Consider the following 20,407-nt stretch of genomic DNA (forward strand, 5'->3'; position numbering starts at 1 on the left):
CGCGCAATCCGGCCGTTCCGACGTCCCAGGCCGGACGCAACCGTCGCGCGAGCCCAAATCGTTAACAAAGGTTAAAGCGCCTGCCCTTTTCTCCTTTGCGGAAGTTCCCTTGCCTGATCCGTATTTTGCCGCATTGTTGCGGGAGCGTCAGGAATGCGAAACGATGTCATGGCATCGTTTTGGTGTCGTCTTTGATTCTCAAGCCGCATGTCGTCGCGGACCTTGGTTTGTAGTGGTTTCGCAGGGGGACCATCCAATGAACCAGTGCCTACGCTCGCTCGCGTGTGTCGTTGCCGTGGCCGCTTTGGCCCTCGTTCCCGCCGAGCTGGCGGCCAAAAGCAGTCACAAATCGTCCGCGCCGAAGAAGACGCACGAGGCGAAAGCCGGCAAGCAGCGCCACGCCGCCGCCAAATCCGCGGCGAAGTCGCGCCACGGCAAGCATGCCGAGGCCAAACGCAAATCGAGGAAGACGGACGACGAGCCCTCGGACAAGCCGGCGCTGCCGCCGCTCACCGGCGACCTCGCCACGCTCAAGGACGCGATCGACCTCGCGCGCAAGGGCAAGGCCGATGACGCAAGCGCAGCGCGCGACCGCATCGCTGACCCCGCCGGACAGAAGCTCGCCGACTGGTTCATGCTGCGCCATTCCGAGAGCACCGCGAACTTCAAGCGCTATGCCGCCTTTCTCGCCGCCAATCCGAACTGGCCGAGCAGCGCCCTGCTCCGCCGCCGCGCCGAGGCGCGGCTGTGGCAGGAGAAGAGCGACGCGGCCACCGTGCACAAATTCACCATGGACCGGCCGACCAGCGCCAAGGGCAAGTTCGCGCTCGCCCGCGTGCTGCTCACCGAAGGCGAGGCCGACAGGGCCGCGCGGCTCGTGCGCGAGGCCTGGCGCACGGACGAATTGTCCGAGCGCAGCGAGGAAGACTCCTACGAAGCGTTCCGCGATCTCCTGACCGCCGACGATCATCGCGCCCGCATGGACAAGCGTCTCGGCGCCAAGGATTATGCCGGCGCGAGGCGCGCCGCCAAGCGTCTCGGCGAGGATGCGCTCGCGATCGTCAAGGCCTGCGCGGCCGTCACCGGCAAGGCCAGCAAGGCCAAGGATTATCTCGAGGACGTTTCGGCGGAGGCGCGGCGCGATCTCGGCTACGTGCTGTGCCGCGCCCAATGGCACCTCCAGAACGACCGGATCGACGATGCCGCCGAGGTGATCCTGGCCGCCGCGCCCGACATGATGACGGCGCAGGACACCGATGCCTGGTGGCGCGAGCGGCGCCTGCTCGCGCGAAAGCTGCTCGACCAGGGCAAGTTCAACACCGCTTACGACGTGGTGCGCGGCGCCGCAGTGCCGGCGATGGAGGTCTATCGCGTCGACTATCACTTCATGTGCGGCTGGATCGCGCTGCGCTATCTCGACGATCCCAGAACGGCGATGGTGCACTTCGCCGCGATCGACGAGGGCTCGGCCAATCCGATCGCACTGTCGCGCGCCCATTACTGGCGCGGCCGCGCCGCCGAGGCGATGAACGCGACGGCCGATGCGCGCATCAGCTACCAGGCCGCCGCGCGCTATTCGACCGCCTATTACGGCCAGCTCGCGCGTGCAAGGCTGGGCCTCGACCGCATCGAGCTGCGTGCGCCCTCGCCCGTGCTGGCCACCGCCGACACGCCGCCCGCGGACGAGCGCGTGCGCGCTGCCGACATGCTCTACGGCATCAGCGAGCGCGACATGGTGTTCTACTACGCCGAGGATTTCGCCAAGGAGAGCACCGACGTCGCGGCGCTCGAAGCGCTCGGCGAGCTCGCCGGCCGCCGCAACGATGCGCGCGTGATGCTGGAGGTCGGCAAGTCGGCGCTGGCGCGCGGGCTGGCGCTCGATCATTACGCCTTCCCGACCATCGGCATTCCCGAGCACAAGCAGGTCGCGCCCGCGATCGAGACCAGCGTGATCTATTCGGTGGCGCGCACCGAAAGCTCGTTCGACCAGCGCGACAAATCGGCCGCGAACGCGGTCGGATTGATGCAGGTGACGCCGGAAGCGGGACGCGACACCGCAAAACGCTTCGGCCTGACCTACGACTGGGGCAGGATGGTCTCCGATCCCGTCTACAACACGCAGATGGGCGCCGCCGAGCTCAGCGCGCTGCTGTCGGAATACCGCGGCAACCAGATCATGACCTTCGCCGGCTACAATGCCGGCCGCGGCCGGGTGCGCGAATGGGTGCAGGCGCGCGGCGACCCGCGCGACCCGAAGGTCGATCCGGTCGACTGGGTCGAGCGCATTCCGCTGTCGGAGACGCGTAACTACGTGCAGCGCGTGATCGAGAACGTGCTGGTCTACCGCGCCCGGTTCGAGGACAGCGGCATTGTCGCCGCGAAGTCCGACCAGCGCGTCACGACGCAGGAAGTGAGCGCGGTACCAACGGTATCGGCCGCAGCCCCGTCGCCCTAGCCTCGCGACCGCCGGGGCTGGACGCGGCGCGGGCTGGACGCGGTGACTGCGGCCGACTGGTCTGCGCGGCCGTCATCGAGCAGCTAGCCGTCACCTCCTTCCGTGGTCAGAAGGTCGTACTCGCGCAGATACACCTCGGCCAGCGAGCGCGACAGCGCACCCATCTGAATCATCCAGCTCCAGCTCGAGATCGCCGTCAGTACCGCGATCGCCTCGAACGGGCTGCGGGGCCACAGCAAGTCCATGGCCGTCTGCTGACGGTAGCAATCGTAGTCGCAATACCGCTCTTGCTTGGACACATGCCGGACGTAACTCGACCCCAGCGGCCGGGCGCATGCGCTGCAAGCGCCGCCGTGGCGGGGATGTTCATGATTGACGAGCATGAATCTCAATGCCGTGTCCTCCCCTGCCGAAAGCGCATCCTCCGATGCATCTCGCCGACCTGTCTGATCAAGATGCCGCGCGCGTACGTCCCTCGGTCAACGGCGCGGCTTCGTGATGATGCGCGTAGCACTCGTAGCCGCAGTAGCGCAGCAGCGTCCTGGCGTCCCGCAGATAGCCACCATCGATCTCCTCGCAGCACCACAGGCACGACGTTTTGCGGAACGGGGTCCTGCCGTTCACCAATATGAATCTCACGTGGCACCTCCCAGCGCGAAGCAGTAGACCGTGTCGACCAGCGAGGCGGACGGCGGTGGCGCGCAGATGTGGTTGCGCCCGTCGGGATTGTCTCTGTTGCGTTCGACCTTCTGGGATGGGATCAGGATGTATTTGCCGTCTTCCCGGCGCCGCGCGTAGATCCTGCCGTCGACGTAGCGTACCTCGGTCGGGTAGCAATCGGCGTTGTTGCAGCAGCTCAGAACCGGGTTGTCCGGCATGTGCCAGCCCGAATAGAACTTCTCGTGCAGCAGTTGATCCTGAGCCGGATGGTGACGATGTGACCCATCCCGTGCGACTTCATCGGCCTTGACGCCCGTCACCAGCGGAAGCGGCAGCGCGATCGCCAACAGGAGCTTGCAGCCACGGTTCAACTCACAGCCTCCGGACGAAGAAATGGCCTGACGGGCTAGGTGCGGCAGCCGATCCTTACGCCGCCTGACATCGGAACAGCCAGCGGCGGTCACGCTCGCGACGCGCCCTGAACCGGTCGAGACATTTCCTGGAGCAGAGCGGCGCCCGCCAGGAATAGTATCGGATCAGGCCAAACTTCCCCGCGCAGACGGCACAGCCTTTGGACTCAGGTCGGCGCTCGGAGTACTCGGGGCTATCGCACATCATCCTCTCCTCTTGACCTCTTAGGGGTCCTGGCTTCCTTGTGCGCAAGCACGGGTCGCCACGGTCGTCACGGAAAATGCGGCTTCTCAATCGTGACCGCCAATTCATCCGGCAAGTCAGGGGGGCGGACGCAGAGCTTGGCTCTTTGGTGCAACACACCGAGCCTTTGGCAATTTGGGCTCCGCACTTGCCTCCTCTCGATTGGCCGTGAGACTAGGTCCCCTGCAACCCATCGCTCAATTGTACGGAGGTAAATTCCAGCTAGAACTAGGATTGCGCGAGCTATACGTAGGTTTGTGCCGTAGTCTTGCGGGCCTCCTCCCCGCCCCCTGCGCAACGAGACGGCGCAACGCCTGCACGCTGCACGGCAATCGGGAATTTTGCCGGGAATCCGACTTTAGTCGGAGGGAATTGCCCCTGTTATTGCAAAGTGCTCTACTTGCCGTGACGCCAGCGAGCCGGGACGCTTGCGATGATGCCTGGCCAGATCACTAAAATCGGGACTTCGGCCGCACAATTCCTGCTCGGCGGCCTTGCGGCGCTTCGATCATTCGGCAACGGCGAGAAGCACGGGTCCGCGGTCGCAGACGCCTCGCGGCAGAGCACCGACCTGCGTGACGCCATGAAGCAATGGCGCGAGGTGTTCGAGCACAATCCGGTCATGTACTTCATGGTCGATCCGGCCGGAACGGTGCTCAACGTGAACACGTTTGGCGCCGCACAACTGGGCTACACGACGGCCGAATTGATCGGCCAGTCCGTGCTGAACGTCTTCTTCGAGGAAGACCACGACTTCGTTCGTCAATGCGTCGCTTTGTGCCTTACGACCCTGGACCAGTCGCATACTTGGGAGATTCGCAAGTTCCGGAAGGACGGGTCGGTGCTCTGGGTCCGCGAAAATGCCAAGGCGATGCTGCGTGGTGACGGCACGCCGATCCTGCTGGTCGCCTGCGAGAACATCACCCAGCGCAGGGAGACCGAGGATGCCCTGCGGCAGAGCGAGGCCTACCTCGCCCAGGCACAGGAATTGAGCCACACCGGCAGCTTCGGCTTGAATATCGCGACCGGAGAGGCGGTCTGGTCGAGGGAGACCTTCCGCATCTTCGAATGCGACCCGGCGACCAAGCCGTCCCTGAGCTTTGCCTTTCGGCGCATCCATCCGGAAGATCGCGATACGGTCCGCAGGACACTCGACCGGGCCTACCGCCTGGCGGAGGATTTCGACCACGAATACCGCCTGCTGATGCCGAACGGATCGATCAAATATCTCCATTCCGTGGCACGCGCCGTGCGACACGAATCGGGGCGCATCGAGTTTGTCGGGGCGGTGACGGATGTCACGACTGCAAAGGAAGCGGAACAGAGGCTGCGTCGCAGCGAAGCCTATCTGGCCGAAGCCCAACGCCTCAGCCAAACGAGCAGCTGGGCCTGGGACGTTCATCGCCAGGAGTTCGCCTACCGATCGGCTGAACTCTACCGCCTGTTCGGGTTTGAGCCGGACCAGGTCGACGTCCCGGCCCGGGCTTTCCAGCAACGTATCCTGCCGGAGGACTTTCAGCGGATCGTCGAGGTGGAACGTGTAGCTGTCAGGCAAAAGCAGCCTTTCCAGATCGACTTCCGGATTGCGCGCCCCGACGGTTCGGTCAGACGCGTCCACAGCGAGGGACATCCGGTGATAGGCCGCGACGGCGAAGTGATCGAGATCATCGGCACGCACGTGGACGTCACCGAGCAGCTCGCGGCAAAAGACGCGCTGCATAAGGCGTTCGACGAGCTCAAGACATCCGAACAGCGATTCCGCGACTATGCCGAAACCGCATCGGACTGGTTCTGGGAGACCGGGCCGGACCACCGCATCACCAGGATATCGGAGCATGCCGAAACCTCCAGCGCGGCGCCGACGGGCCTGATCGGCCTGACCCGCTGGGACATTCCGCCCGATGCCGAGTTCGAGCCGGAGAAATGGGAACAGCATCGCGCGGCGCTCGATGCCCACGTTGCGTTCCGCGATCTGATCTACCGCAGCAGGGATGGTAACGGATCTCCAATCTACGTGCGGACCAGCGGCAAGCCGTTCCATGATGCGACCGGCAATTTTCTCGGCTATCGCGGCGTCAGCAGCGACATCACGGCGGCGATCCGCGTCGAGCAGGCCGAAGAGGCGCTGCGCAAGGCGCAAGGCGAGCTCGCCCACGTCACCCGCGTCACGACGCTCGGCGAACTGACCACCTCGATTGCCCACGAAATCACCCAGCCCATTGCCGCGGTGATCTCCAATGCGGACGCTTGCATCGGTTGGCTTGACCGCGACCCCGCCGACCTGAAGGCCGCGCGCCGTTCCGCAGAATGGATTGTCGAGGACGCCAATCGGGCAAGCGAGGTGATCCGCCGGATCAGAGCGCTTGCGAAGAAGACCGAGATCGAAATGGTCCCACTCGACATCAACCAGGTCGTCAGGGAGGCCGTGGCGCTGGTTCGGCGCGAGCTCGCGATCCATGCGGTGTCGGTGCGAATGGAGTTGGCGTCCGATCTGCCCAGGATTTGCGGCGACCGGATCCAGCTTCAGCAGGTGCTGATCAACCTGGTGGTGAACGGCATCGAAGCCATGCATGCCAATGTCGACCGCCCGCGCGAGCTGGCGATCCGCTCGAGCCGGACGGACGACGAGCGCGCGCTCCTCACCGTGACCGACCGCGGTGTTGGTCTTGGCAAGGACGTCAAGGAACGCATCTTCACCCCCTTCTTCACGACGAAATCGGGCGGTCTGGGAATGGGACTCTCGATCTGCCGATCGATCATCGAGGCTCATGCGGGCCGGCTTTCGGCCTTTGAAAATGAAGGGAGCGGTGCAACATTCCAGATCGCCCTGCCCTTGCCACACAAGGACACGTCGTGACTGATCATGGCAAGCAGGCCCAGGCGAGCGCCGGTGATCCGATCGTCCTGATCGTCGATGATGATCCGTCGATGCGCCGCGCGCTCACCAATCTCTTTCAATCGGTCGGTCTCAAGGTCGAAGCCTTCAGTTCAGCGGCGGAGATCATGGAAGCCAAACCGCCTGCGGTCCCCAGTTGCCTTGTGCTCGACATCCGCCTGCCAGGCTCGAGTGGCCTCGACCTCCAGGCCGACCTCGCCAAGGCCAATATTCACACGCCCATCATCTTCATCACCGGTCACGGCGATATTCCCATGACCGTAAGAGCCATGAAAAGCGGTGCCGTCGATTTCCTGACCAAGCCCGTGCGCGACCAGGACATGCTGGATGCGGTGCAGGCGGCGATCGAACGCGATCGCAAGCGGCGCGATGCCGAGCAATCGATCTCAGGCGTGCGATCCCGTTTCGAGGGGCTGACGGCGCGCGAACGCGACGTACTCGCCCTGGTTGCATCCGGTCTGATGAACAAGCAGGTCGCCGCCGAGCTTGGATTGGCCGAGATCACCGTGAAGATCTATCGCGGGCAGATCATGCGGAAGATGGCGGCGAAGTCGTTGGCCGATCTCGTCAGAATGACCGACGCGCTCGGAATCCCGCGCAACAGGGGTCATCTGCAAACCTAAGTATGCTTTCCAATCTCGCTCCGGTGGCCCACCTTCCCTCAAGCGGCTGAACCGCGGCCGGCGGCTCCCCGTGCAGGAGCGATCATATTGTCAGTGTCTTCGATCATTTCCGTCATTGATGATGATCCCTCCGTTCGCCTTGCGACGAACAACCTCCTGACGTCGCGCGGGTATACGGTCTACACCTTTGGTTCGGCTCACGAATTCCTCCAATCCGCCGAACTGGAGACGACCTGCTGCGTGATCGCGGACGTGCAGATGTCGGTCATGAGCGGCGTCGAGCTGTTGACGCATATGCGCGGCCTCGGACGCATTACGCCCTTCATCTTCATGACGGCTTTTCCGGACGAGGCCGTACGCGACCGCGCGCTCAGGGCCGGCGCGATCTGCTTTCTCGCCAAGCCGTTTTCAACGCCGACCCTGATCCAGTGCCTGGAGACCGCCCTGTCGGGCCCCGGTGGCGACGCCACGATGTGATGCGGCGGCGCCACGTCCCGCCGGTCCTCACGCCTGCGGCCATCGCGAGACGCTCAATCCACCTTGATGTTGGCCGCCTTGATGATCGGCCACCATTTTGCGATCTCGGCCTTCTGGCGGGTGCCGAGCGCCTCCGGGGTGAGCTGATCCTTGGGCGTCATCTCCAGGCCCTGGCTTTCAAGCTGCTTCTTCACTGCGGGATCGTTCAGCGCATCGACGGCTGCAGCATTGAGTTTCGTCACGATCTCCTTCGGCGTGCCCTTCGGCACCCATAGTCCCGACCACAGCGTCATGTTGAAGCCCTTCAGGCCCGCCTCGTCCGCAGTCGGGATGTCGGGCGCGGAGGCGAGGCGCTTGTTGTCGGTGATGGCGTAGGCGCGGATGGTGCCGGCGCGGACCTGGCTGATGGAGTTCGAGGTCTGGTCGACGATGACATCGATCTGGCCGGCGATGAGATCGTTTAACGCAGGCGCGGTGCCGCGATACGGCACGTATTGCAGCTTGATGCCGGAAACGCTCTCGAAATAGACGCCGGCGATGTGGCTGCCGGAGCCCGCGCCGGCGGTGCCGGCAGTCGGCGGCGACGGCCGCGACTTCAGCCATTCGATCAGCTCTTTCAGCGAGGTCGCGGGCACCGCATTCTTGCTGACCACGATCATCGGGTTGCTCGGCAGCAGCACCACGGGTTCGAGATCGGCGACGAGATCGTAATTGAGCTTGTAGACGGCGCCGTTGGCGACATGGGTGCCCAGATGGCCGAAGGAGATGGTGTAGCCGTCCGGCGGCGATTGCACGGCACGGCCAACGCCGATCGAGCCGCCCGCGCCGGTGACGTTCTCGATCACCAGGGGGTGGCCCAACGAGACCCGCATCCGTTCGGCGAGCACCCGCGCCATCGCATCCGACGGGCCGCCGGCGGCGAAGGGCACGATGATGGTGATGGGCCGCGAGGGATAGTCATCGGCGCGCGCGGCGCCGATAGCAGCGAGAATACCGATCAGCCCGGCCCAGACCGCCTTCTTCATTGTGCTCTCCCAGCGATGTCGTTCTTGTTTTTTATCTCTTCCCGCGTACGGGAAGAGGCATCGTTCGTGAAGAGACGAAATGACGCGCTAGAACTGCGTGTAGTCGATCGGCTTGTGGCGATCGAGCGTGCGGGTGACCGGCGGCAGCGGGTATTTCAGGCCGGTCGCGCAGTTGAACAGCATCACGCGGTCGGTCTTGCTGACACGGCCGTCGGCAAGGCTCTCCTTGTAGGCGGCATAGGTCGCGGCGCCCTCGGGGCACAGCAGAAGCCCCTCCTCGCGCGCGACCTCGTTCAGCGCCAACGAGATCTTGTCGTCGTCCACAGCGATGGCAAAGCCCTTGCTCTCGCGTACCGCGCGCAGAATGAGAAAATCGCCGATCGCCTGCGGCACGCGGATGCCCGACGCGATGGTGTGGGCGTCCTCCCAGCGCGTCGCATGCTCGGTGCCGGCGTCATAGGCGCGCACCATCGGCGCGCAGCCCGAGGCCTGCACCGCGACCATGCGCGGGCGCTTGCTTCCGATGAAGCCGATCTTCTCGAGTTCGTCGAAGGCCTTCCACATGCCGATCAGGCCGGTGCCGCCGCCGGTCGGATAGAAGATCACGTCGGGCACGTCCCAGCCGAGCTGCTCGGCGAGCTCGAGGCCCATCGTCTTCTTGCCTTCGATGCGGTACGGCTCCTTGAGCGTCGAGGTATCGAACCAGCCAACCTTGGCCTTGCCCTCGCCGACGATCTTGCCGCAATCATCGATGTAACCGTTGACGCGGTAGACGGTCGCGCCCTGGAGCTCGATCTCGCTGACATTCACTTCCGGCGTATCGGCCGGGCAGAAGATCGTGGTCTTGATGCCGCAGCTCGTCGCATAGGCCGCGAGCGCCGCGCCGGCATTGCCGTTGGTCGGCATCGCCATGTGCTTGATGCCGAGCGCCTTGCCCATCGACACCGCCATCACGAGGCCGCGCGCCTTGAACGAGCCGGTGGGCAGCCGCCCCTCATCCTTGACGATGATCTCGCCGCCGCCGAGCTTGGCGCCAAGCTTCGGCAGCCTGATCAGGGGCGTCGTGACCTCGCCGAGCGAGACGATGTCCTTGCATTTGCGCACCGGCAACAGCTCACGGTAGCGCCACATGTCGCTGGGCCGGTGGCTAAGCGCGTCCTTGGTCAGCGCCTTCTTCACGCCGGCGAGGTCGTAGCGCACAAGCAGCGGCTTGCCGGCCTTGGAGAGATTGTGAACCTGGTCGGCGGCGTAATGATCGCCCTCCATCGCGCATTCGAGATGGGTGACGAAGGTCGGGCGCTCGATGGTGAGGTTGTCGTTGTCTTGCATGGGGTGGTTTCCTTCTTATTTTGCAAACAGCTCTCTCTGCTCGTCATTGCGAGCGCAGCGAAGCAATCCAGAATCTTTCTGCAGCGGCAGTCTGGATTGCTTCGCTTCGCTCGCAATGACAGCGGCGGGCGGCGCGCTCGTCCCTCAGATATTCAACACCCGTCCATACGCATCCAGCACGGCTTCCTTCATCATCTCCGACAGCGTCGGATGCGGGAAGACCGTGTGCATCAGCTCTTCTTCCGTGGTCTCCAGGTTCATGGCGACGACGTAGCCCTGGATCAATTCGGTGACCTCGGCGCCGACCATGTGGGCGCCGAGCAGCTGGCCGGTCTTCTTGTCGAAGATCACCTTCACCAGGCCCTGGTCCTCGCCGAGCGCGATCGCCTTGCCGTTGCCGACGAAGGGGAAGCGGCCGACGCGGATTTCGCGGCCGTTCTCCTTGGCCTTGGCTTCCGTCAGGCCGACGGAAGCGACCTGCGGATGGCAATAGGTGCAGCCCGGGATCATGTTCTTGTCCATGGGATGCGGATGCAGGCCCTTGATCGCCTCAATGCAGATCACGCCCTCATGCTCGGCCTTGTGCGCGAGCATCGGCGGGCCGGCGACGTCGCCGATGGCGTAGATGCCAGGGACGTTGGTCTTGCCGTAGCCGTCGATCACGATGCAGCCGCGATCGGTTTTCACGCCCAGCTTTTCCAGGCCGAGATTCTCGATGTTGCCGACGACGCCGACCGCGGAGATCACGCGCTCGAACTCGGTGGTCACGGGCTTGCCCTTGCCGTCGTCGATGGTGGCGACGACGCTGTCGGCCTTCTTCTCCAGCTTGGTCACCTTGGTCGAGGACATGATCTTGATGCCCTGCTTCTCAAGCCGCTTGCGCGCGAGGCCGGCGATCTCGGCGTCCTCGACGGGCAGGATCTGCGGCAGCACCTCGACCACGGTCACGTCGGAGCCCATGGTGTGGAAGAACGAGGCGAACTCGATGCCGATCGCGCCAGAGCCGACCACCAGCAGCGACTTCGGCATCCGCTCCGGGACCATCGCTTCGAAATAGGTCCAGATCAGCTTCTTGTCGGGCTCGAGCCCCGGCAGCACGCGCGGCCGCGCGCCGGTGGCGATGATGATGTGCTTGGCCTGATAGCTCCCCTCGCCCAGCGTGCCCTTCGGGCCCTCGACGTCGGACTTCTTCACGGTGACCTTGCCGGGCGCGTCGATCGAGGCGGCGCCCCAGATCACGCTCACCTTGTTCTTCTTCATCAGGAAGCCGACGCCGTCGTTCAACCGCTTCGAGACGCCGCGCGAGCGCTGCACCACGGCCTTCGGATCGAACGAGACCTTCTCCGCCGACAGGCCGTAATCCCCGGCGTGCTGCATGTAGTGATAGATTTCGGCCGAGCGCAGCAGCGCCTTGGTGGGGATGCAGCCCCAGTTCAGGCAGATGCCGCCGAGATACGACTTCTCGACGATCGCGGTCTTGAGGCCGAGCTGAGCGGCGCGGATCGCGGTGACATAGCCGCCGGGACCGGAGCCGATGATGATGACGTCGAAGGATGTATCGGCCATGGCGGCTCCCGTTCAACTCAAGCGGTCGTTGCGCCGCGGGCGCGGCGGTTGAGAATGTAGGTTCTGATCAGCCATTCGATGAGAATGACCGCCGCCATGATGGCGAAGATGGTGAGTGCGATCGGCGCCCAGATGTTGCGCGACAGCGCTTCACCGGCGAAGAAGGCGGCTTCAACGATGTCGCGGCCGTGCGGGCTGAGCGTGAGGATCAGCGAAACCAGCATCGAGATCCAGGGCCAGCGCGTCGTCATGCGCCATCTCAGACCATCATCATGACGGGATTTTCGATCAGCTGCTTGAACGCACCGATCAGCTCGGCGCCGAGCGCGCCGTCGATGGCGCGGTGATCGCAGGACAAGGTCACGCTCATCATGTGCGCGATCTCAATCTTACCGCCCCTAACCACGGGCCGCTCCTCGCTGGTGCCGACCGCGAGGATCGTGGCATGCGGCGGGTTGATCACGGCGGTGAAGTGGCTGATGCCGAACATGCCGAGGTTGGAGACGGCGGTGGTGCCGCCCTGGTATTCCTCGGGCTTCAGCTTGCGCGAACGGGCGCGCGCGGCGAAATCCTTCATCTCGTTGGAGATGGTCGACAGCGTCTTGGTCTCCGCTTTCCGGATGATCGGCGTGATCAGGCCGCCGGGCATCGCCACGGCGACGCCGACGTCGGAATGGTGGTGCTTGACCATGCCGCTTTCGGTCCAGCTCACGTTGCAGTTCGGGATCTTCTGCAGCGCCACCGCCATCGCCTTGATGACGAAGTCGTTGACCGAGATCTTGTAGAGCGGCTTCTTCTCCTTGTCCTTGGGAGCAGCCGCATTGATCTCCTCGCGCGCGGCGAGCAGCTTGCCGATGTCGCAGTCGATGGTGAGGTAGAAGTGCGGGACGTTCTGGATCGACGCGGTCAGGCGCTGCGCAATGGTGCGGCGCATGCCGTCGTGCGGCACGATCTCGTAGGAGCCGGGCTCGAACAGCGACAGGATCTGCTTGTCCGACATGGTCGGCGCGATCGAGGGCGCGCCTGACGGCGCCGCGGCGGGCGCCTTCAGGCCCTTGCCGGACTTGGCCTGCTCGACGTCGCGCGCGACGACGCGGCCGTGCGGGCCGGTGCCAGTGACCATCGACACGTCGATGCCGGCGTCCTTGGCGAGACGCCGCGCCAGCGGCGATGAGAACACGCGACCACCATGGCCGTTGCTCTGCGCGGCCGGTGCAGCCTGCGGCGCGGGAGCGGCGGCGGGCGGCGGAGCAGCCTTGGGCGCGGCGGGCGCAGGCGCAGCAGCGGGAGCCTCAGCAGCTTTCGGAGGTGCGGCCGACGCGCTGGGCTTGGCGGCGCCAGCCGCCTTCACGTCCTCGCCCTCGCCGGCGAGCACCGCGATCACGTCGTTGACCGGGACGTCCTGCGTACCCTCGGGCACCAGGATCTTGGCGATCGTGCCCTCGTCGATGGCCTCGACCTCCATGGTGGCCTTGTCGGTCTCGATCTCGGCGATGACATCGCCGGATTTGACCTTGTCGCCTTCCTTCTTCAGCCACTTGGCGAGGTTGCCCTTCTCCATCGTCGGCGAGAGAGCGGGCATCAGGATGTTGATGGGCATGCTGACCTCAAGAAGAACTTTGCAAAACGTCGTCTCCAAAAGCGAAGACGAACAGACCAGGTTTAGTTGCCGATGTCGCCCTGCCAGAGGCGCTCATTGGCAGGGATGGAACGCCAATTCTTCATCATGGTGATGGAGCGGTCGTCGGCAAGATCGATCCAGGGGATGCCGAACTTGTCGAGGATGTCCTTGGATCCCTCGAAGGTGACGGATTCTCCGATCACCACCAGCGAGACCTTGAACAGCGCGAGCGCACCGGCACACATCGAGCATGGCGACAGCGTGGTGTACATGACGGTATCGTGGAACGAGATCGCGCCGGCTTCGCGCAGGCAGCTCATCTCGCCATGAAGGATCGGATTGTTCTCCTGCACGCGGTTGTTGTGACCGCGGGCGATGATCTCATTGCCGCGCGTCAGCACCGCACCGATCGGCAGGCCGCCCTGCGCGATCGAGGCCTCCGCCTCGCGGATCGCCTCCAGCATGAAATCGAAATGGTGAGCTTCGATCGCCACGGTCAATGTCCCTTGCCGCGCGGCGTCGTGGTGCCGGTGTCCGTGGGACGCTCGATCTCGGCCTGGAACATCTCCAGGATCCGGTTCAGCGCGTCCTCTTCGGTATATTCGCTCTCGCGCGCATAGGCACGCGCGGCGTGGCGGGCGAGATCGACGAGCAGGAGCCCCCACATATCGGGCTCCTCGAAGGCGCGCTGGAACGCCATCGACAGCCCGCCGTCCAGCACGAATACGCGCAGGATCTCGACCGCATCATCGCGGGCGAGAACGTCGGGTGGCAATGGCTGCTCCTTCGGGCCCGTCATGGCCTACCTGTAGCAGACGGCTTTGGCGGCCTCGACGACTTCAGCCGCTGACGGCAGCGCGAGCTTCTCCAGGTTCGCGGCATAGGGCATCGGCACATCCTTGCCGGACACGCGGGCAACCGGCGCGTCCAGATAGTCGAAGGCGTTTTCCATGATGCGCGCGGCAATCTCGGCGCCGACGCCGCTCTGGGCCCAGCCCTCTTCCACCGTCACCGCACGGCCGGTCTTCTTCACGGAGTTGATGATGGTCTCGGTGTCCATCGGACGCAGCGTGCGCAGATCGATCACCTCGGCCTCGATGCCGTCCTTGGCAAGCTCCTCGGCGGCCTTCAGCGCGTAGGTCATGCCGTTCGACCAGGAGATGATCGAGACATGGCTGCCGGAGCGCACGATACGCGCCTTGCCGATCGGGATCACGAAATCGTCGAGCTTGGGCACTTCGCCGGTATGGCCGTAGAGCACCTCATTCTCGAGGAAGATCACCGGATTGGGATCGCGGATCGCGGCCTTGAGCAGGCCCTTGTAGTCGGCGGCGGAGAACGGCGCGACGACCTTGAGGCCCGGAACGTTGGAGTACCAGGACGCGTAGTCCTGGCTGTGCTGGGCTGCGACGCGGGCGGCGGCGCCGTTCGGCCCGCGGAACACGATCGAGCAGCCCATCTGGCCGCCGGACATGTACAGCGTCTTGGCGGCGGAGTTGATGATCTGGTCGATCGCCTGCATGGCGAAGTTGAAGGTCATGAACTCGACGATCGGCTTCAACCCGGTCATCGCGGCGCCGACGCCGATGCCGGCGAAGCCGTGCTCGGTGATCGGGGTGTCGATGACGCGCTTGGCGCCGAATTCCTGGAGCAGGCCCTGGGTCACCTTGTAGGCGCCCTGATATTCGGCAACTTCCTCGCCCATCACGAAGACGTCGGCGTCACGGCGCATTTCCTCGGCCATGGCGTCGCGCAAGGCTTCGCGGATGGTCTGCGTCACCATCTCGGTGCCGGCGGGCACTTCCGGATCGGGCTCGGCGACGGCCTGCGGCGCGGGCGCGGCCTTCGGCTGAGGCGCCTCGGCCTTGGCAGCGGCGGGGGCTGCGGATTCCGCGGCCTTCGCGGCGGGTGCCGGCGCCTTGGCGAGATCGGCCGCGCTCTCGCCGTCAGCGAGAATCGTCGCGATCGGCGTGTTCACCGCGACATCCGCGGTGCCCTCGGGGATCAGGATCTTGCCGAGCGTGCCCTCGTCGGTCGCCTCGACCTCCATGGTCGCCTTGTCGGTCTCGATCTCGGCGATGACGTCGCCGGACTTGATCGTCTCACCCTCTTTTTTCAGCCACTTGGCAAGGTTGCCCTTCTCCATCGTGGGCGACAACGCGGGCATCAGCACTTGAATTGGCATATCGGCTCCAAAAGAAAGCTTGCGCGCGTTCAGCGGTAAACGTCGGTCCAGAGCTCGGCGGCATCCGGCTCGGGATCATGCTGGGCGAAGTCGGCGGACGCGTTGACAATGTCGCGCACCTCGGCGTCGATCGCCTTCAGGTCCTGCTCGCTGACCTTGGCGGCCAGCAGGCGATTGCGCACCTGCTCGATCGGGTCCTGGTCGTGGCGAACTTTCTCGACCTCCTCGCGCGTGCGATATTTTGCAGGGTCGGACATCGAGTGGCCGCGATAGCGGTAGGTCTGCATCTCCAGGATGAAGGGGCCCTTGCCGGCACGGCACCAGGCCGCCGCCTCCTCGCCCGCGGCCTTCACGGCGCGGACGTCCATGCCGTCGACCTGCATGCCCGGAATGTTGAAGGACGCGCCGCGCTTGGAGAAATCCTGCTGCGCCGAGGCACGCGACACCGCCGTGCCCATGGCGTAGCGGTTGTTCTCGATGACGTAGATCACCGGCAGCTTCCAGAGCTCCGCCATGTTGAAGCTCTCATAGACCTGGCCCTGGTTGGCCGCGCCGTCGCCGAAATAGGTGACGCTGACATTGTCGTTGCTGCGATAGTGATTGGCGAAGGCAAGCCCGGTGCCGAGCGAAACCTGGGCGCCGACGATGCCGTGACCGCCGTAGAAGTGCTTCTCCTTGCTGAACATGTGCATGGAGCCGCCCTTGCCCTTGGAATAGCCGCCGCGGCGTCCCGTGAGCTCGGCCATGACGCCATTGGCGTCCATGCCTGTGGCGAGCATGTGGCCGTGATCGCGATAGCCGGTGATGACCTGATCGCCCTGCTTCAGGGCCATCTGCATGCCGACCACCACGGCCTCCTGGCCGATATAGAGATGGCAGAAACCGCCGATCGCGCCCATGCCGTAGAGCTGGCCGGCCTTTTCCTCGAACCGCCGGATCAGGAGCATGTCGCGGAGCGCCTTGAGCTCCTGCTCTCTGGTGAATTCCGGGGGCGAACCGCCGTTGGTCTTGTCTTGTGGAGTGGTTGCGGCGGCTTTCTTGGGTGCGGCCATGGGAATTCCGGGTCAGAGAAAACGTCAGCCCTCTCTAACCCAACTCAAACGCCCTTGGAAAGCACCGCGGCGGCATGGCGCGACTTTCATTATGCCGCACTGCAACGTGGTCGAAATATTGGAAAATCTTTGGCGCCGATCGGGCAACAAATTTAATCACCGGCGGCGCCCGACGCGGATTCGCGGGCCACGTCAAAAAGCACAGCGCCAGTCAACCCCGTTTGCCGGAATGAGCGGCGTCGAAAATGACGCCGCCCACTCCTGTCTCTTTAGAAGAAGCCGAGCTTCTTCGGGCTGTAGCTGACCAGGAGGTTCTTGGTCTGCTGGTAGTGATCGAGCATCATCTTGTGGGTCTCGCGTCCGACGCCCGACTGCTTGTAGCCGCCGAAGGCCGCATGCGCGGGATAGGCATGGTAGCAGTTGGTCCAGACCCGCCCGGCCTGGATCGCCCGGCCGAAGCGGTAGCAGCGGTTGGCGTCGCGGCTCCAGACGCCGGCCCCGAGGCCGTAGAGCGTGTCGTTGGCGATCGCGAGCGCCTCCTCGTCGGACTTGAAGGTCGTGACCGAGACGACGGGGCCAAAGATCTCCTCCTGGAAGATTCGCATCTTGTTGTGGCCTTCGAACACGGTCGGCTGGACGTAGAAGCCGCCGGCGAGATCGCCCGTGAGCTCCGCGCGTCCGCCGCCGGCCAGCACCTTGGCGCCCTCCTGCTTGCCGATATCGATGTAGGAGAGGATCTTCGCCAGCTGCTCGCCGGAGGCCTGCGCACCGATCATGGTGTCGGCCTCGCGCGGATCGCCCTGCTTGATCGCGGCGACGCGCTTCAGAGCCCGCTCCATGAAGCGGTCATAGATATCGGCGTGGACCAGCGCGCGGCTCGGACAGGTGCAGACCTCGCCCTGGTTCAACGCGAACATGACGAAGCCTTCGATCGCCTTGTCGAAGAAGTCGTCGTCCTCGGCGGTGACGTCATTGAAGAAGATGTTCGGCGACTTGCCGCCGAGCTCCAGCGTGACGGGAATGAGATTCTGGCTGGCATATTGCATGATCAGCCGGCCCGTCGAGGTCTCGCCGGTGAAGGCGATCTTGGCGATGCGCGGGCTGGAGGCCAGCGGCTTGCCGGCCTCGAGGCCAAAGCCGTTGACGATGTTGAGGACGCCGGGCGGCAAGAGATCGCCGATGATCTCGGCCCAGACCATGATCGATGCCGGGGTCTGCTCGGCGGGCTTGAGCACGACGCAATTGCCGGCGGCGAGCGCAGGCGCCAGCTTCCAGCAGGCCATCAGCAGCGGGAAGTTCCAGGGAATGATCTGGCCGACCACGCCGAGCGGCTCGTGGAAATGATAGGCGATGGTGTCGTGATCGATCTCGCCGATCGAGCCCTCCTGGGCGCGGATGACGCCGGCGAAATAGCGGAAGTGATCGATGGCGAGCGGGATGTCGGCTGCGCGGGTCTCGCGGATCGGCTTGCCGTTGTCCCAGGTCTCGGCGATGGCGAGGCGCTCGAGATTCTCTTCCATGCGGTCGGCGATCTTGTTCAGGATCGCGGCGCGCTCGGCGACGCTGGCGCGGCCCCAGGCGCCCTTCGCGGCATGCGCCGCGTCGAGCGCGGCTTCAACGTCCTGCGCGTCCGACCGCGCGATCTTGCAGACGATCTGGCCGTTCACTGGCGAAGCGTTGTCGAAATACTTGCCGGAGATCGGCGCGACGAATTTGCCGCCGATGAAATTGTCGTAGCGTTCGGCGAAGGGAACTTTGGTGACGTTGAGGAATTCCACCTTGTTCATTGATCACTCCCGATGTTTGCTGTTTGCGCAATTCGTCGCGTGGTCGCGACTTGCGCCGACGATGTCGCGGGAAGCGATTTCTGTCAGCCCCGGCGGGAACGATGGCGGGAGCGACGTGTCGCAGTTCTGCGACAGGTCGTGGGCGAGTCCAGGGCCAGATGGCTCATTCGCTGCGTCCGCACGTCATTGCGAGCGTAGCGAAGCAATCCAGAGTCCCTCCGTGGAAAGATTCTGGATTGCGTCGGTGCGCTCGCTATGACGGCTGGGAAAATCGCAGCTCAGTGCGCGTTCAGCTCGAACCGCTTGAGCTTTCTGTGCAGCGTGGCGCGGCTGACGCCGAGGGCCTTGGCGGCCGCCGAGACATTGCCGCCCGCGCGGAGCAGCGCCCGCTGCAACACCGCACGCTGACCGCCGGCGAGATGGTCGCGCGCGGTATCGCCGCCGAGCAGATCGGCCGCCGGCATCGGCTGCAATGCCCGGCCGGGCGCGATTCCGAGCGCCGCCCTGGCGGAGCGGGTCGCGCCGATCACGAGGTCGTCCGCATCGACCGCAATGAGGCCGCCGCACTGGCCGTCCGCAGCTGCCGTCAGCACGATGCGGGCATGAGCGAAGGCCCTGCGGAACAGATCGGCCTCGATGCGCTTGGCCGCCTCACCCGCCGCGAGCGCGATCAGGCTGGCGAAGGCGTCGGTGCGGTCGGCGCGGCAGGAGGAGACGTCGAGCACGCCCGCGAACGCCGCTTCATGGTCGTAGATCGGAACGGCGGTGCAGCTCAGCAGCGTGTTGCGGGTGAAGAAGTGCTGGTCGCGGTCGATCGTCAGCGGCCGCTGCTCGACGACGCAGGTCCCGATGCCATTGGTGCCCTCGTGCTCCTCGCTCCAGAGCGCGCCGGTCCACAGGCCCCAGGACTGAAACGTGGCGTCGTCCGCTGGAGTGCCGCGGCGATCGACCGGCACGCCCTCGCCGTCGGCGAGCAACACGCAACAGCCGGCGGCGCCGACGGCCTGATAGAGCCGGTCCATCGCGCCCCGCGCGGCGGCCAGGAGCGGCGCGATGCGCTCGCGCGCCTGGTGCAGCTCGGCTTCGGTCAGCCGCATCGCCGAGGTGCGGCCTGCGGGATCGAGATGATGCAATCTGGACGAACGGCGCCACGAGGCCACAAGCGCGGACCGTGCCGCCTGGCCTGACGCAATGGCGGCCTCAATGCGGGCCGCGTGATGTCGGGACATTGACCCATTCATCACTGTTTCCTCCGGATGGCAGCCTAGAACGCGCCGGCACGACCCGGTTGATCTGCGTCAACTTCGAGCGACGGTGGCCAAAGCCATGAGCCCGCTCCGGCGCTGCCGTCAAGGCGGCTGGCCGGTTCCAAGCCTACGACTTTCGGTAGAATCGATCCACATCTGTCGGATTTCGACAGCGGCTTTCGACGCCGGTTTCGAATGCAGCGGAAAGCGCTACTTCGCGGGGATCATCCGAACGAGATCATGCGGATTGACATAGTCGAGCTGGAAGCGAGCCCGCTCGTCCAGCATGTCAGGATCGATCCGCGACGTACGCAGCAACGAGACGCGCTGCTCGCTCCGGGCGCGCTCGCGCTTGAGCTGGGCCAGCTCGCTGGTCAGCGCGATGATCTCCTGGTCGAGTTCCTGGCGGGCGTTGAGGCCGTATTTGCCGGTATAGGCGTTGACGCCGAAATAGCCGACGATGGCGGCCGCCATCGCATAGAGGGCGAGACCAGTCAGGATCGATTTGAGGCGCGCGCGGGAGACCATCCAGCGAAGATGGGACAGGTTGGTTAAGGGAGTGCTAATTGCCCGCCCCCGCGCCACCAATCACGATCGTCATGCCCGGGCTTGTCCCGCCTGCGCGGCCGAAGCCGCTTCGGCGAGGCGAAGGCCCGGGCATCCACGTTCTTCGTCGCCGCGGCCAAGACGTGGATGGCCGGGCCAAGCCCACGGGTGTCCGGTTTAGGTTTGAGCCAGACTTAGGCACATCTGGGGCTGATCTTGGCTGATCGTGGGTGGTTGGAGCAAGCTGTCGATACGGCGGCGCTGCATGAGGTTGGCGCGGACCA

The 20,407-nt window shown here is 64.8% G+C and carries 19 protein-coding genes; 4 read left to right on the forward strand and 15 right to left on the reverse strand.

The features are described from left to right. Positions 1-256 precede the first annotated feature (256 nt). Positions 257-2,455 carry a lytic transglycosylase domain-containing protein gene (locus RAD15_RS36745; RefSeq protein ID WP_458183608.1) on the forward strand — a complete coding sequence of 733 codons (2,199 nt, stop codon included), beginning with the start codon at positions 257-259 and terminating at the stop codon, positions 2,453-2,455. An 83-nt stretch (positions 2,456-2,538) separates the two neighbouring features. Here RAD15_RS36745 and RAD15_RS36750 read toward each other — a convergent pair whose 3' ends face one another. From RAD15_RS36750 to RAD15_RS36760, 3 genes are all read right to left on the reverse strand, one after another. Next, positions 2,539-2,700, reverse strand: a complete 162-nt coding sequence (locus RAD15_RS36750) for a hypothetical protein (RefSeq protein ID WP_458183609.1) — start codon at positions 2,698-2,700, stop codon at positions 2,539-2,541. A gap of 205 nt (positions 2,701-2,905) precedes the next feature. Further along, positions 2,906-3,094 carry a hypothetical protein gene (locus RAD15_RS36755; RefSeq protein ID WP_458183610.1) on the reverse strand — a complete coding sequence of 63 codons (189 nt, stop codon included), beginning with the start codon at positions 3,092-3,094 and terminating at the stop codon, positions 2,906-2,908. After that, the gene (locus RAD15_RS36760) at positions 3,091-3,486 is read right to left on the reverse strand and encodes a hypothetical protein (RefSeq protein ID WP_458183611.1); all 396 of its coding nucleotides are present in this window, start codon (positions 3,484-3,486) and stop codon (positions 3,091-3,093) included. The genes RAD15_RS36755 and RAD15_RS36760 overlap by 4 nt, the downstream gene beginning before the upstream one ends. 716 nt (positions 3,487-4,202) lie before the next feature. On the opposite strand from RAD15_RS36760, the gene RAD15_RS36765 reads away from it, so the two are divergent. The 3 genes from RAD15_RS36765 (at position 4,203) to RAD15_RS36775 (ending at position 7,765) form a co-directional block, all read left to right on the forward strand. Further along, on the forward strand, positions 4,203-6,626 hold the full coding sequence (locus RAD15_RS36765; RefSeq protein ID WP_458183612.1) for a PAS domain-containing sensor histidine kinase: 2,424 nt from the start codon (positions 4,203-4,205) through the stop codon (positions 6,624-6,626). Beyond that, positions 6,623-7,288 carry a response regulator transcription factor gene (locus RAD15_RS36770; protein WP_458183613.1) on the forward strand — a complete coding sequence of 222 codons (666 nt, stop codon included), beginning with the start codon at positions 6,623-6,625 and terminating at the stop codon, positions 7,286-7,288. The genes RAD15_RS36765 and RAD15_RS36770 overlap by 4 nt, the downstream gene beginning before the upstream one ends. An 87-nt stretch (positions 7,289-7,375) precedes the next feature. Then, positions 7,376-7,765 (forward strand): response regulator transcription factor, encoded by a 390-nt coding sequence (locus RAD15_RS36775; protein ID WP_458183614.1) that lies wholly within the window; start codon positions 7,376-7,378, stop codon positions 7,763-7,765. Between the two features lie 53 nt (positions 7,766-7,818). Here RAD15_RS36775 and RAD15_RS36780 read toward each other — a convergent pair whose 3' ends face one another. The 12 genes from RAD15_RS36780 to RAD15_RS36835 form a co-directional block, all read right to left on the reverse strand. Continuing rightward, positions 7,819-8,790 (reverse strand): tripartite tricarboxylate transporter substrate binding protein BugD, encoded by a 972-nt coding sequence (locus RAD15_RS36780; protein WP_458183615.1) that lies wholly within the window; start codon positions 8,788-8,790, stop codon positions 7,819-7,821. Positions 8,791-8,877: 87 nt separating this feature from the next. Further along, positions 8,878-10,119: a threonine synthase gene (locus RAD15_RS36785; protein WP_458183616.1), complete on the reverse strand. Its 1,242-nt coding sequence runs from the start codon at positions 10,117-10,119 to the stop codon at positions 8,878-8,880. A gap of 144 nt (positions 10,120-10,263) precedes the next feature. Next, positions 10,264-11,685 (reverse strand): dihydrolipoyl dehydrogenase, encoded by a 1,422-nt coding sequence (lpdA, locus tag RAD15_RS36790; protein ID WP_458183617.1) that lies wholly within the window; start codon positions 11,683-11,685, stop codon positions 10,264-10,266. Positions 11,686-11,702: 17 nt separating this feature from the next. Further along, positions 11,703-11,936 carry a hypothetical protein gene (locus RAD15_RS36795; protein WP_458183618.1) on the reverse strand — a complete coding sequence of 78 codons (234 nt, stop codon included), beginning with the start codon at positions 11,934-11,936 and terminating at the stop codon, positions 11,703-11,705. 8 nt (positions 11,937-11,944) lie between these two features. After that, a complete protein-coding gene (locus RAD15_RS36800) occupies positions 11,945-13,285 on the reverse strand; it encodes a pyruvate dehydrogenase complex dihydrolipoamide acetyltransferase (RefSeq protein ID WP_458183619.1) in 1,341 nt (446 codons plus the stop codon). Positions 13,286-13,347: 62 nt separating this feature from the next. Beyond that, entirely contained in the window at positions 13,348-13,800 is a 453-nt protein-coding gene (locus RAD15_RS36805) for a nucleoside deaminase (protein ID WP_458183620.1), read from the reverse strand. Between the two features lie 2 nt (positions 13,801-13,802). Continuing rightward, positions 13,803-14,105 (reverse strand): DUF5076 domain-containing protein, encoded by a 303-nt coding sequence (locus tag RAD15_RS36810; RefSeq protein WP_129271681.1) that lies wholly within the window; start codon positions 14,103-14,105, stop codon positions 13,803-13,805. 3 nt (positions 14,106-14,108) lie between these two features. Continuing rightward, positions 14,109-15,491: a pyruvate dehydrogenase complex E1 component subunit beta gene (locus RAD15_RS36815; RefSeq protein WP_458183621.1), complete on the reverse strand. Its 1,383-nt coding sequence runs from the start codon at positions 15,489-15,491 to the stop codon at positions 14,109-14,111. Between the two features lie 29 nt (positions 15,492-15,520). Next, positions 15,521-16,543 (reverse strand): pyruvate dehydrogenase (acetyl-transferring) E1 component subunit alpha, encoded by a 1,023-nt coding sequence (gene pdhA, locus RAD15_RS36820; protein ID WP_458183622.1) that lies wholly within the window; start codon positions 16,541-16,543, stop codon positions 15,521-15,523. Between the two features lie 269 nt (positions 16,544-16,812). Further along, positions 16,813-18,330 (reverse strand): aldehyde dehydrogenase, encoded by a 1,518-nt coding sequence (adh, locus tag RAD15_RS36825; protein ID WP_458183623.1) that lies wholly within the window; start codon positions 18,328-18,330, stop codon positions 16,813-16,815. A gap of 278 nt (positions 18,331-18,608) precedes the next feature. After that, a complete protein-coding gene (locus RAD15_RS36830; protein ID WP_458183624.1) occupies positions 18,609-19,571 on the reverse strand; it encodes a GAF domain-containing protein in 963 nt (320 codons plus the stop codon). A gap of 216 nt (positions 19,572-19,787) precedes the next feature. After that, the gene (locus RAD15_RS36835) at positions 19,788-20,105 is read right to left on the reverse strand and encodes an FtsB family cell division protein (protein ID WP_211387139.1); all 318 of its coding nucleotides are present in this window, start codon (positions 20,103-20,105) and stop codon (positions 19,788-19,790) included. Positions 20,106-20,407: the final 302 nt, after the last annotated feature.

It is taken from the genome of Bradyrhizobium sp. 14AA (genome assembly GCF_054185205.1).